Genomic DNA, 13,083 nt, shown 5'->3' with positions numbered 1-13,083 from the left:
ATCGGTTTCCGTCCGGGGATGGACGTACGGCAAGATGGGGTGTATCTGCCCACTGCCAGATCTCAAGCTGCCGGACGGTTTCTCTTGGCTGAGTACATCTACACCATGCGCAAGACGCGTAAAGCACACGGCGACAAGGTGATCCTTGACGACGTGACGCTGAGCTTCCTGCCCGGCGCGAAGATCGGTGTGGTCGGGCCGAACGGTGCCGGTAAGTCCACCGTTCTGAAGATCATGGCGGGGCTTGAGCAGCCGTCGAACGGGGATGCGTTCCTGTCGCCGGGCTACAGCGTCGGGATGCTGCTTCAGGAGCCGCCGCTCGACGAGTCCAAGACCGTTCTGGAGAACGTGCAGGACGGCGCCGCCGAGATCATGGGCAAGCTCAAGCGCTTCAATGAGGTCGCCGAGCTGATGGCGACCGACTACTCCGACGCGCTGCTCGAAGAGATGGGCAAGTTGCAGGAGGACCTGGACCACGCCAACGCGTGGGACCTGGACACCCAGCTGGAGCAGGCCATGGACGCGCTGGGCTGCCCGCCCGGCGACTGGGCCGTCACCAACCTCTCCGGTGGTGAGCGCCGCCGCGTCGCGCTGTGCAAGCTGCTGCTCGAGGCACCCGACCTGCTGCTGCTCGACGAGCCCACCAACCACCTGGACGCCGAGTCCGTGCAGTGGCTGGAGCAGCACCTCGCGAAGTACCCCGGCACCGTCGTCGCCGTCACCCACGACCGGTACTTCCTCGACAACGTCGCCCAGTGGATCCTGGAGCTCGACCGCGGCCGGGCCATCCCCTACGAGGGCAACTACTCCACGTACCTCGACAACAAGGCCTCCCGCCTCAAGGTCGAGGGCCAGAAGGACGCCAAGCGTGCGAAGCGTCTGAAGGAAGAACTCGAGTGGGTCCGCTCCAACGCCAAGGGGCGGCAGGCCAAGTCCAAGGCCCGTCTCGCGCGGTACGAGGAGATGGCCGCCGAGGCCGACAAGATGCGGAAGCTGGACTTCGAGGAGATCCAGATCCCGCCGGGCCCGCGACTGGGCTCCATCGTCGTCGAGGTCAACAACCTCTCCAAGGCCTTCGGCGACAAGGTGCTGATCGACGATCTCTCGTTCACGCTGCCGCGTAACGGCATCGTGGGCGTCATCGGCCCCAACGGTGCCGGCAAGACCACGCTCTTCAAGATGATCCAGGGGCTTGAGACGCCCGACTCCGGGTCCATCAAGGTCGGCGAGACCGTCAAGATCTCGTACGTCGACCAGAGCCGCGCCAACATCGACCCGAAGAAGACCCTTTGGGCCGTCGTGAGTGATGAGCTCGACTACATCAACGTGGGTCAGGTCGAGATGCCCTCCCGGGCGTATGTCTCGGCCTTCGGGTTCAAGGGTCCCGACCAGCAGAAGCCGGCCGGGGTGCTCTCCGGTGGTGAGCGCAACCGCCTCAACCTCGCGCTCACCCTCAAGCAGGGCGGCAACCTGCTGCTCCTCGACGAGCCGACCAACGACCTTGACGTCGAGACCCTCAGCAGCCTGGAGAACGCGCTCCTGGAGTTCCCGGGTGCGGCCGTGGTCGTCTCCCACGACCGGTGGTTCCTGGACCGAGTGGCCACGCACATCCTCGCCTACGAGGGTGAGTCCAAGTGGTTCTGGTTCGAGGGCAACTTCGAGTCGTACGAGAAGAACAAGATCGAGCGGCTGGGTGCCGAGGCCGCTCGTCCGCACCGCGCCACCTACAAGAAGCTGACCCGGGGCTGATCGATCTTGCGGCACATCTACCACTGCCCGCTGCGCTGGGCGGACATGGACGCGTACGGCCACGTCAACAACGTGGTCTTCCTCCGCTACCTGGAGGAAGCCCGTATCGACTTCCTGTTCCGCCCGGAGAAGGACTTCAAGCAGGGGTCCGTGGTGGCGCGCCATGAGATCGACTACAAGCGGCAGCTCGTGCACCGGCACACGCCGGTGGACATCGAGCTGTGGGTCACCGAGATAAGGGCCGCGTCCTTCACCATCGCGTACGAGGTGAAGGACGACGACCTGGTGTACGTGCGCGCCTCGACGGTCATAGTGCCGTTCGACTTCGAGACGCAGCGGCCACGGCGGATCACCTCCGACGAACGGGAGTTCCTGGAGGGATACCGGGATGACGACGAGGAGGAGGCCGTCGCCGCATGACGGTGCTCCACCTCGCCGACGAGGGGGAGGCGGCGGATCTCGCGGCCTTCCTCTCCCGGCTGATCCACTACGACCGCGCGGCCGCCGTGCGGTTGCAGGCGGCCGGCACCGCGCTCGCCGTCTTCGGACGGCCGCCGTCCTTCGAGGTACTGGCGATCCGCGCGGCGCGGCTGGCGAAGCCGTACGAGAACGGGCTGGACGCCACCCTCGATGTGACCGTGTCCGCGGGGGAGTTGCTGGAGTCCGTGGACGAGGCGGCGGCCACCGCCGTCGTACCGGAGGCCGTCACCGGGCCGCCCTGGGCCGGGGTGCTGCCGCCTCGCGGTGGCTGGCGGGCCGTGCCCGGGTTGCCCGCGGCGGACGCGCTGCGGACGATGGTGGGTGCGGGCGTCGCCGAATTCCGGGCCCGTACCGGGGAGTTGGCGCCTGAAGGGCGTACCCGTGCCGAACTCGACCGGATCGGGCGGGAGATCTGGTCCCGGAGCGTGGGCGACACGCAGCTGCCCGTACGGGCCGTGCATGCCGCCCAGTCGCTGGGGTTCCTGCGGGGAGCCGAGGAACCGGCGTTGTTCTCGTCCGGGGCGTGGCTGCGGCTGCGCACGCCGTACGGGTCGATCGCCGTACGGCGTGCGGGACTTGGGGACTTCGGGCTCAGCGTGCGCTGAGGCCGTGGATCACTTCAGAGGCCTTTGCTTCAAAACCTTTGCTTCAGAGGCCTTTGCTTCAGAGGTCTAACATCAGCGGGCCTTACACCGGCGGGCTTTACACCAGCGGCCACAGTGCGGCCGTCAGGGCGAAGCCGATGACGCCCATCGTGGTCGTCAGGACCGTCCAGGTGCGCAGGCCGCTCGCCACGTCCAGGCCGGCCAGCTTGGTGAACATCCAGTAGCCGGCGTCGTTGATGTGCGAGACGGCCAGGCCGCCCGCGCCCATCGCCAGGGCGACCAGGGAGAGTTGGGGCGTCGACAGGTCGGCGCGCTGGAGGAGCGGGGTCAGGATGCCCGCCGTCGTGATCAGCGCGACGGTCGTGGAGCCCTGGGCGGCGCGCAGGGCGAGCGCGGTGAGGAACGCCAGCACGAGCGCCGGGAGACCGGTCCTGTCCAGGACGTCCGCGATCGCGTCGCCGATGCCGCTCGCCACCAGCACCTTGCCGAAGACACCGCCGGCGCCCGCCACCAGGATCACCATCGCCACGGAGGGCAGGGCCGAGCCCATCACGTTCGCGATGTGCGTGCGGTCCCAGCCGCGGCGGGCGCCGAGGAGGTACGCGCACAGCGCCACGTCGATGAGCAGGGCGACCATCGGGGCGCCGAGGACCGTGAGGACCGCGCGGAACGTGGAGCCCTCGGCGAGGATGTTCTGGCCGAGAGTACCGGCGAGGATCAGCAGGATCGGGGTGACGATCAGGGCGAGGACCATGCCGAAGGAGGGGGCGGCGGGGTGGGACGGGTCCGGGGACGAGGCCAGGGACGGGGCCGGGTCCGTGGTGGTCGTCGTCGGTGCGGGCTTGGTGAGTACGGCGGTGCCGTGGCCGTCATCCGCCTTGGTTGCGGCGGGAGTTGAGCCGACACCGCCGTCGGTGGTGGGGTCGGGCTGCTCGCCGTAGACCTCCGCGTGCACCGCCGGGTCCATCGGGTACTCGCGGCGGGTCATCCGGCGGGAGACCAGGTAGCCGAGCAGCACGACCACCGCGGTGACCGGGATGCCGAGCAGCAGGACCAGGCCCTGGTCGGCGCCGATGGCCTGGGTGACGGCGACCGCGCCGGGGTGCGGGGGCAGGAAGGCGTGGACCGTGAGCATCGCCGCGCCCATCGGGAGGGCGTAGACCAGGAGCGGCTTGCGGGAGGCACGGGCGACGCCGTACGCGATCGGCATCAGGATGATCAGGCCGACCTCGAAGAAGACCGGGATGCCGAGGACGAAACCGGCGACGGTGAGGGCGAGGGGCGTGCGCCGGGAGCCGAAGCGGTCGATGAGGGAGTGCGCGAACGCGGCCGCGCCGCCGGAGAGTTCGATGATCCGGCCGATCATCGCGCCCAGGGCGATGATCGTGGCGATGTGGCCGAGGGTGCCGCCCATGCCCTCCTCGATCGTCTTCACCAGGTCGGCGGCGGGGACGCCTGCGGCGAGGGCGACGCCGATGGAGACGACGACCAGGGCGACGAAGGGTTGCACCTTGGCGCGGAGGATGAGGAGCAGGAGGGTTGCCACGCCTGCGGCGGCTATCAGGAGGAGGGTGGTGTGGCTCATCGTGAACCGGCCTTCTGGGATGGGGAGTTGGGAGCGGTGGGGGTGGTGGGGGCCGTGGGGGTAGTGGTGGGGGTCTTCCTTGGGGAGAGGATCGTGACCACTGATGAGTCGTCCTCCGCGGAGAGGCCTGCCGCCTCGCCGAGCAGGTAGAGCTGCTGGGCGGCCGAGGCGAGGGGGACGGGGACGTGGGCGTCCCTCGCGATGCCGGTGACGATGCCCATGTCCTTCACGAAGATGTCCAGACGGGACTTCACCTCGGGGGTGGTGTCGTCGGCGTACGTCTCGACCATGCGGGGGCCTCGGTCCGCGAACATGAAGGAACCCGCGGCTCCGTGGCGGAGGCTTTCGACGACGGTCGCGGGGTCCAGGCCCAGGGCTCGGGCGAGGGCGATCGCTTCTGCGGCGGCGGCGATGTGGACTCCTGCGAGGAGCTGGTTGATCGCCTTGAGGGACTGGCCGTCGCCGGGGTTCTCGCCTACGACGGTGAGGGTGGAGGCGAGCAGGTCCAGGACGGGGCGGGCCTGGGTCAGGGCCTTGTCGTCCGCGCCCACGACGATGAGCAGGTCGCCGTTGCCGGCTCGGGTGGGGCCGCCGCTGACGGGGGCGTCGACTGTGCGGATGCCGTGCTCTGCGAGGCGGGTGGCGGTGGTGCGGGCGGCTTCCGGGCCGACTGTGCTGGTGAGGATGACGGTGGTGTCGGGGCGGAGGGTTTCTGTGGCGCCGTTCGGGCCGAAGAGGGCTTCCTCTACTTGGTGTTGGTCGCGGACTGCGAGGAGGACGACGTCGGCTTCGCGGGTGGCTTCGGCGGGGGTGGGGGCGGGGGTGCCGTTCGCTGCGGCGAGCTGGGCGAGGCGGGACTCCGAGATGTCGTATGCGGTTACGGGGAGTTGAGTGGCCAGGCGGGTGGCCATGGGGAGGCCCATGGCGCCCAGGCCGAGGACGGCGGTGCGGGGACGGGGGCGGGGGGTCATGAGGGGTCCTTCTGGGGAGGGGGGCGTTGGGTTGGGTGGGGTGCGGGTTACTTGGGGTGCGGGCTGTTTTGGGGTGCCGTTTCCGGTGGGGTTGCCGGAGTGGGGGCTGGGGTGGGGGTGGGTGCGCTCGCCCGCGCGCCTGCGCCCACCCGTGCCGCCCCTAGCGGCACGCCTGCCCGCAGACGGCGCGGGGTTGAGTGGCGTCGCCTGTTTGGGTGGGCGCCGCTTCTAGCGGCACGCCTGCCCGTAGCTACTCGGGCGAGATCTGCTGGCGGTCGTTGTTACGGCTGTTGTGACAGCTGGGTGATGATTCGGGACGCTGCCTCTGTTACCGCTTGTCGGCCTGCTGTCCAGATGCTCACCACGTCTGAGCCCGGTAGGGCGTTGGGGAGTTGGGACTGGACTGCCTGGAGGTAGGCCCTGCGGAGTTCTGCGTTGACGTTGATTTTGGCTACGCCTCTGGTGAGGGCGCCCTGGAGTTGGGGGGTGGGGAGGCCGCTGGCGCCGTGGAGGACCAGGGGGATCGGGACTGTTGAGTGGATCTTTGCCAGGCGGGGGAGGTCCAGGGTTACCGGGGTGGTGGTGAAGCCGTGGACGTTGCCTACCGCTACCGCCAGGGCGTCTACGTCGGTCTGTGCGACGAAGTCCGCCGCCTGGGCGGGGTCGGTCATCGCGGTGGGTGTCGTGGTCGCGTTCGTCGAGATGTCCTCGTCGCCGGGGAGGGCGCCCAACTCGGCCTCCACCCAGGCTCCGTGGTCGCGGGCGCGGCGTACCGCCTCGCGGGTGAGGGCGATGTTGTCGGCGAAGGGGAGGTGGGAGCCGTCGACCATGATCGAGGTGTAGCCGGCCTTGAGGCAGGCGGTGATTTCGTCGAGGTCGCGGCTGTGGTCGAGGTGGACGCCCAGGGAGGCTGAGGATGTTGCCGCCGCGTCCAGCGCCAGGCGCATCAGTGGGTCCCTGCCCGCGTGCTTGAAGGGGCTGGAGCCTGCCTGGAGGAGGACGGGGTGGGTGGGGTGCGCCTCCGCTGCCGCGACTATCGCCTGGACCGTCTCCAAGTTGTAGGCGACGAAGCCGGGGATGGCGCTGTGTGATGCGTAGGCCTCTGTCAGGGACTTCAGGCCTTCCGGGCCGGTCAGCAGCATCAGGCGGCGCTCCTCAGGAGGGCGACCGCGGTGGTGAGGGCGGTGTCGTCGCCGACGTTGCCGGCGAAGACGATGTAGGGGATGCCGGTGGCGGGGCCGTCGACGGGCTGCCAGAGGGAGACGATGCCGGGGAGGAGGGTGCCCCTCGCCCAGGCTCGGCGGATCTCCAGGCCGTGGGTGGCGGTGTCGCTGGAGGTGATGCCGCCCTTGGCGATGACGAAGGCGGGGCGGCGGGTGGCCGTGATCCGGCGGACCGTTTCGACCAGGGCGGCGGAGACGCTGCGGGAGATGGCGAGGCTTTCGTCGGGGTCCGCCGCGGTGACGACCGTGCGGGTGGTGCGGATGACCGTGTCCGCCGTGGCCATCGCGGTGGCGGCTGCCGTCGCCGTCTCTTGGATGTGGGTCTCCCGGCGGGCAGGGTCCAGGAGTTGGGTCACGTCCAGTTCGAACTCGGCCAGGTCCGGGGTGGTTTCGCGCAGGTGGTTCAGTTGGCGGGTGGTGAGGGAGACGTGGGAGCCGACCACGATCAGGCCGTGTGGGGACGGGGCGCGCAGGGGGGCGAGTTCGGTGGCGGACAGCGGGGGGTGTGCGGGCTGGGCCGCGCGGGCTCGGACGAAGGACGGGCCCACCCGGTAGAGGAGGCGGGTGCCCCGCGCCTCCGCCTCCGCCGCGGCCAGCGCCAGGACACGCAGGTCCTCGTCGCGGACCGCGTCCACGACCGCGACCGCGCCGTCGCGGAGGCCGCGCAGCCGGTCGGTGACATGGGCCGGGCCGCCGGTGCGCAGGTCGTCGAGGGTGATGCGGACGACCTTGTCGGCCGGGACCCGGCCCTTCGTCTTCTCCTCGACCCAGTCGGGCAGGACGGAGGAGGTGTAGCCGAAGGTGGCGTCCTTCGCGAACTCGCTCTCGCCGACCGGGAGAAGACCGTCCGGGGTGCGCATCCAGTGCGTCGAGTCGACGGTGAGACGGCCGGCCTCGATGTACGCCGGGACCAGGACGACTCCGTCCGGCGGTGTGCCCAGGGCCGTCAACTCCTCGGCCAGGACGTCCGTTTCGAGCGGGAAGTGGCCGCGGAGGGTGGAGTCGCCGCGGGAGGCGATGACGTACGGGATCTGCTCGGCCTCGGAGGCCTCGTGCAGGGCGCGGACGATCTCGCGGTTGCGGGTGGCCGCGTCCTGCGGGGCGAGGCTGCGGGTGTTGGTGAGGACGAAGAAGGCGGGGCTGTCCTGGCGCAGGGCCCAGCGGAGGTCGGCCACGGACCAGGTGGTGAGGACCGGGATGTCCTTGACGGTCTGGGTGCCGGTGGGGTCGTCGTCGAGGACGGCGAGGCGGGGGGCCTTGGTGAGGCTCGCGGCCACGGTGGTTGGGGTGATGTCCCTGATTACGGGGATATTTTGGAGTACTTCCGACTCCGGGAGGGCGTGACGGGGTAGGGACATGGCCAATCCTGGGTGGGGTGGAGTGGAGTGGAGTGGGGTGAGGTGGGCCGGGGAGGGGAATCCCGGGGCGAGCGGGGGGCTTACTCGGCGGACTTCAGTACGTGGGTGCGGTAGTCGTTCGCCGTCTGGTTCATGTGGGCGTTCATCGCGCTCCGGGCCTTGTCCGGGTCGCCGGACTCCAGTGCCGCCAGGACCGTCTCGTGGTGGGCGATGGCGTTGACGCGGATCTGGGGGACCGCGGAGGTCTCCCGGCGGCCCTCGGCGAGGAGCGGGCCGAAGGGCTCGAAGAGGAGGGGGACGAAGAGGTTGCCGGTGGCGCGCATGACCGTGGCGTGGAAGTCGATGTCGGCCTGGACGAACTTCTCCGTGTCGGCCTCGTCGGCGGCCTCGCGCATGGTGTCGAGGTGTTCGCGCAGCTCGGCGAGGTGGGTCTCGTCGCGGCGGAGCGCGGCCAGTTCGGTGGCGCCGTTCTCGATGAGGCGGCGGGCCTCGATCAGCTGCTGGGAGAGCGAGGTGTGGGCGGAGCGGGACGCGGCGCGGACCACGGGCTCCAGGGCCGTCCAGCGGTCCGGGGGGTTCACGTAGGTGCCACGGCCGCGGACCACTCGTACGACGTTCTGTGCGCGCAGCTGCTTCACCGCCTCGCGGACGGTCAGCCGGCTCACGGCGGCCTGTTCGGCGAGCTCGCCCTCCGGGGGGAGGGTGGCGTCCGGCGGGTAGGTGCCGTCGATGATCTCGCTGAGCAGGCGTTCGGCGAGGTCTTCGGAGAGCGACATCTTCGGGCCTCCGGGCGGGCGGGCGGGTGCGGCGGGTGGGGTAGTTCAGGGAGTCACCGTACGGGGTGGCGGCGGTGGCTCGGTCTGGGGTCTTGAGTATCTGACGTCAGACATCTGATGTCTCGATGTCGGTAACCATGGCAGTGGGTTTTGGGTGCGTCAATACCCTTGCCGCATTTCTGTTTGGTTACGGGGTGTGATCGGGTGTGAGTGAGTGATCAGGTGTGGTCGCTGTCGTCCGGCCATACGCCTATGTGGTCGGGCTCCAGTTCCAGGGCCACTCGGTCGCGCATGCCCAGGGCCTCCGTGTACTCGGCGGGGAGCTGTAGGCGGCCGGCTCGGTCGAGCATGGCGTATTCGCGGGCGACGACTGTTTCGTGGCCCGTCGTCGCGTCCACCTCGCTGCGGCGGAGGACCTCCGTGGAGGTGCGGCCGTCTCTGATGGCGACCGTGCGGCGGACCTCGTTCGCCACCGCCTGGTCGTGGGTGACGATGACGATCGTCGTGCCGAGGTGTTCGTTGGCGGTGCGGAACGCGGCGAAGATCTGTTCCGCGGTGTGGGAGTCGAGTTCGCCGGTGGGTTCGTCGGCGAGGAGGACGGCGGGGGCGTTGGCGAGGGCTACGGCTATCGCGACGCGTTGTTGCTGGCCGCCGGACATTTCGTTCGGGTGGCGGTCCCGGCAGTCGGCTATGTCCAGCAACTCCAGGAGTTCCAGGGCTCGTTCGGACTGTTCCTTGCGGGCATTGCGGGCATTGCGGGCAGTGCCGGGCTTGCGGGCTTCGGCCGTGGACTTCGTCGCCAGTTGCATCGGGAGGGTGATGTTCTGGGCGGCGGTCAGGTAGGGGAGGAGGTTGCGGGCCGTTTGCTGCCATACGAAGCCGACGGTTTTGCGGCGGTAGGCGAGGCGGTCCTTCGGGGTCATGGTGAGGAGGTCGTGGGTGGCGACGCGGGCTGCGCCGGCGGTGGGGGTGTCGAGGCCGGCGAGGATGTTCATCAGGGTGGATTTGCCGCTGCCGGACGCGCCTACCAGGGCCATGAGCTCGCCTTCGCGGACGAGGAGGTCGAGGCCTTGGAGGGCTTGGACCTCTATGCCGTCCGTGGTGAAGATGCGGACGAGGCGGTCGCAGGTGATGAGGGCGTCGTGGCCGTAGGTGGGGGTGTTGCGGGCCGTGGTGGCTCGGGTGGTCAGGTCTGCGAGGGTGGGGTTGGTGGTCACTTGCGGCTCCTCGGGTCGCTGGCCTGGGTGGGGGCTGAGGTCGGGTGGGTGTCGCTCGCCCGCGCTGGCGGGGTGCCGCCTCTCTCTGGGCCGGGAGCCGCCCCTAGCGGCACGCCTGCCCGCGGGCTGGGCGGCTGGGCGGGCGCCGACTGCCCGGGTGGGCGTTGCTCTGGTGGTACGCCTGCTCGCAGGCTGGGTGGCCGGGTGGGCGTCGACTGCCTGCGTGGGCGTTGCCCTGGCCGCGCGGCTGCCCGCACGTCAAGTGGGTCCAGATACTCCGTCATCTCGCATCCCCCGCCCTCAATTCCCCCACCGCCCCCCGTCTCCCCGACCACCACGCCTGAACCCCCGCCACTCCCACCGTCACCAGCAGAACCGCGGTCGCCGGGATCGCCAGGGACAGCGGAGACAGGATCAACTCGGCTCTCCCCGCGCCCGATTGGTTGGTGGAGAGAGCGATGGTCGTCAGGTCGATGCCCGGGGAGAGGAGTGCCACTGTCGCCCAGCCTGTCAATGCGCCGCCCAGGGCTGCCAGGAGGGCCTGGGGGAGGGACTCCAGGATGAGGAGGCGGCGGCCTTGGGCGCGGGTCAGGCCCATGGTGCGGAGGCGGGCCAGGAGGGCGGTGCGTTCGGGGGCGGCGCGGAGGAGGGAGAGGAGGAGGGCGAGGACGGCGTAGCCCGCGCCCGCTGCCACTGCCGCCGTGTAGATGTGTTCGGCGCCTGACTGGAGGGGCGAGTTGATGTAGGCGGCTCGTTCCTCCGCGCGCAACTGGACGTGCGCTGCCCCCGCCCCTGCCCCCGCTCCCGCCGTCACCTTGCGCAGGGCCTGGCCGTCCACGTCCGGGCCCGTCACCAGCAGGGCCGTCGGGCGGGCCGCGGCCTCGGGCAGGGCCGCCCTGTTCACCAGTAGGAACTCCGTGCCGGCCACCGCCGGGGTGCGGTCGCGGATCGCTGTGATGCGGGCGGTGAAGGACGTACCGTCCGGGAGGTTCACGGGGAAGGGGCGGGTGCCGTACGTCGCGGCGACCGTGGGGGACGCCACCGCCGGCAGGACCGATCCCGATCCCGACCGTGATCCCGATCTCGAATCCGAATCCGACCCCGAACCCGAATCCGACCCCGAACCCGAATCCGACCCCGCCCCCGACTTCCTCAACTCGTCCTCATCGAACGGCCCCAAGCCCGTCCTCCTCGCCAACTCCGCATATCCCACCGGGTCCACGCCCACCACCGGTGCCGACTGGCGGCCGTTGTCGAGCTGGGCCTGGTAGGCGATGCTCACCGGCGTCACGGCCCGCACACCCGGAGTCTCGCGGACCCGGGCGGACAGCGTCGACGGCAGGGGGCCCTCCGCGTCCACGCGGGCGTCCGCGCCGACCGTGGAGAGGGCCGCGCGGTCGCGGGCCTCGCTCACGCCGGTCAGGACCGAGCCGCCGAAAGCGGCCGTCGTCAGGGCGGTGAGGAGGGCCAGGAGGGGGAGGACCGCGGAGGCCGAGGTGCGGCCCGCGCGGGCCAGGGAGAGGTGGGCGACCACGCCGCGGAGGCGGCCTGCCGGGCGGGCCAGGCGGCGGAGGGGGAGCGGGTAGAGGCGGACCAGGACCAGGGCCGCGATCACTCCCGTCAACACCGGGGCCACGTAAGAGAGTTCGTCGGCCTCCGCGCCTCTCCGGCGCAGGGTCTCCACCGCGGCCAGGGCCAGGACGAGGAGGGTCAGCTCGGCGACCGTGCGGCGGCGGGACGGTCGTACCGTCGCCACGTCCTCGCGGCCGGTGTGCAGCCGTACCACCCGGTGGGCCACCATCGCGCGCACCGGGAGGGCCGCGCAGGCTGCCGTCGTGACCGCCGCGGCCGCCGCGACGGCGTACGTCGTGCGGGCCTCGGGGATCAGCAGCAACGCCGCCGTCAGGCCCACGGCCCCCGCCGGGACGGCCACCGTCGCCGTCTCCGCGCACAGGCGGGCCGCCAGGCCGCGCAGGGAGGCGCCGCGGGCGCGCAGCAGGGCGAGTTCGGTGCGGCGGCGGTCGGCGGCGAGGCCGCCCGCCATGAGGAGGACCACGGCGGCCACCGTGCCGGCGCCGCACGCGGCCACCGCGATCAGCGGGGTGACGCCCTCGCCGAGGCGGTCGTAGGAGGCCAGGATGTCGTCGAGGTCGGTGTCGGCGTCCGTCAGGGGGCCGGTGACCTCACGGATCTTCTGGAGCGCCGGGCCGGCTTCCAGGGAGGCCACGGCGGTCCTCAGCCGGTCGGCCTCGTAGGCGTGCAGGGCGTTCGTGACCGGGGCCAACTGCCAGTAGCGCCAAGGGTTTCCGGGCGTGCCCAGCAGCGCGGGGGCCGCCTCGGGGGCGAGCAGGAGGGCGCCGAGCCAGTACTTCTCCATGTTCGCGCCGGGGACCGGGACCAGGGAGGGGCGGTGCAGGACGGGGTGGGTGGACCAGTAGGCGCCCGCCGGGTCGCTCGGGGTGACGATGCCGGTGACGCGGACGACCAGCGGGTCGCGGCCCTCGCCGGGGACGTGGATGCGTGAACCCACCCTGATGTGCAGGCTCTTGGCCGTCGCCGCGCTGACCGCCGCCTCCACCTCGGGCGTCGACGCGGACGTCGAGGCCGACGCGCGCGGCAGCCGGCCGGTGACCGAGCGGACGTGGTCGGCGAGGCCTGCCTGCGCGACCAGCGTGACCTGCGCGGGCGTGCCGGTGGGCTGCGGGATCCAGGCGTCCGGCACCTCGAAGCTGCTCGCGGTGCGCACGCCGTACGTGGACTGGGACTCGTCGGGGACCACGGGCCGTTCGACCGTGGCGAGGATCTTCGCGTACTGGTCGGCCAGGACCGAGGGACTGACGTCCTGCTCCGAGATGATCCCGTACTCGGGCTGCGCGTACAGCTGTACGGACGTCTGGTCGGGGCCGGCCTCCTCGACGGCGTGGTGCAGGCCCGCGTCCTCGTAGTGGTCGACCGCGCGCGGGAAGGCGGCGGCGAGGCAGGCGGTGAGCACCACCATCAGGGCGAGGGCCGCGGCCGCACCGGGGGCGGCCCGGAGCCGGGTGCGGATCCAGGGCGCGCGGAGCCGAGGGGCCCGCATCAGACGGGCGCGGATCCGAGAGGCGCGCATACCGGGGACC

10 protein-coding genes are annotated in these 13,083 nt (G+C 71.0%); 3 read left to right on the top strand and 7 right to left on the bottom strand.

The window, feature by feature from the left end; genetic code table 11:
- The first annotated feature begins 84 nt into the window (after window positions 1-84).
- From ettA to ABZ928_RS26200, 3 genes are read left to right on the top strand one after another with little or no spacing between them, the layout of a single operon-like run.
- Window positions 85-1,749, top strand: a complete 1,665-nt coding sequence (gene ettA, locus ABZ928_RS26210) for an energy-dependent translational throttle protein EttA (RefSeq protein WP_361523599.1) — start codon at window positions 85-87, stop codon at window positions 1,747-1,749.
- Between the two features lie 6 nt (window positions 1,750-1,755).
- Window positions 1,756-2,169, top strand: coding sequence for a thioesterase family protein (locus tag ABZ928_RS26205; RefSeq protein ID WP_361523597.1), 414 nt, complete (start codon window positions 1,756-1,758; stop codon window positions 2,167-2,169).
- Window positions 2,166-2,834 carry a hypothetical protein gene (locus tag ABZ928_RS26200; protein WP_361523595.1) on the top strand — a complete coding sequence of 223 codons (669 nt, stop codon included), beginning with the start codon at window positions 2,166-2,168 and terminating at the stop codon, window positions 2,832-2,834. Before ABZ928_RS26205 ends, ABZ928_RS26200 begins: the two co-directional genes overlap by 4 nt.
- Before the next feature lie 97 nt (window positions 2,835-2,931).
- On the opposite strand, the gene ABZ928_RS26195 is transcribed toward ABZ928_RS26200, so the two are convergent.
- The 7 genes from ABZ928_RS26195 to ABZ928_RS26165 form a co-directional block, all read right to left on the bottom strand.
- Window positions 2,932-4,419 carry an SLC13 family permease gene (locus ABZ928_RS26195; protein WP_361523592.1) on the bottom strand — a complete coding sequence of 496 codons (1,488 nt, stop codon included), beginning with the start codon at window positions 4,417-4,419 and terminating at the stop codon, window positions 2,932-2,934.
- Entirely contained in the window at window positions 4,416-5,390 is a 975-nt protein-coding gene (locus tag ABZ928_RS26190; RefSeq protein WP_361523589.1) for an NAD(P)-dependent oxidoreductase, read from the bottom strand. Before ABZ928_RS26190 ends, ABZ928_RS26195 begins: the two co-directional genes overlap by 4 nt.
- A 281-nt stretch (window positions 5,391-5,671) precedes the next feature.
- Window positions 5,672-6,532 carry a class II fructose-bisphosphate aldolase gene (locus ABZ928_RS26185; RefSeq protein WP_361523587.1) on the bottom strand — a complete coding sequence of 287 codons (861 nt, stop codon included), beginning with the start codon at window positions 6,530-6,532 and terminating at the stop codon, window positions 5,672-5,674.
- A complete protein-coding gene (locus ABZ928_RS26180) occupies window positions 6,532-7,890 on the bottom strand; it encodes a four-carbon acid sugar kinase family protein (RefSeq protein ID WP_361523584.1) in 1,359 nt (452 codons plus the stop codon). Before ABZ928_RS26180 ends, ABZ928_RS26185 begins: the two co-directional genes overlap by 1 nt.
- Window positions 7,891-8,051: 161 nt before the next feature.
- Window positions 8,052-8,747, bottom strand: coding sequence for a FadR/GntR family transcriptional regulator (locus tag ABZ928_RS26175; RefSeq protein ID WP_361523581.1), 696 nt, complete (start codon window positions 8,745-8,747; stop codon window positions 8,052-8,054).
- 218 nt (window positions 8,748-8,965) lie between these two features.
- Window positions 8,966-9,964: an ABC transporter ATP-binding protein gene (locus ABZ928_RS26170; protein WP_361523578.1), complete on the bottom strand. Its 999-nt coding sequence runs from the start codon at window positions 9,962-9,964 to the stop codon at window positions 8,966-8,968.
- Between the two features lie 280 nt (window positions 9,965-10,244).
- Window positions 10,245-13,043: an FtsX-like permease family protein gene (locus tag ABZ928_RS26165; protein ID WP_361524653.1), complete on the bottom strand. Its 2,799-nt coding sequence runs from the start codon at window positions 13,041-13,043 to the stop codon at window positions 10,245-10,247.
- Between the last annotated feature and the right edge of the window lie 40 nt (window positions 13,044-13,083).

The organism is Streptomyces sp. NPDC046909, assembly GCF_040644695.1.
In the GTDB taxonomy this organism is placed as follows: Bacteria; Actinomycetota; Actinomycetes; order Streptomycetales; family Streptomycetaceae; genus Streptomyces.
The sequence above is the reverse complement of the archived record's forward strand: the minus strand, read 5'-3'. Positions and strand labels throughout refer to the sequence as shown.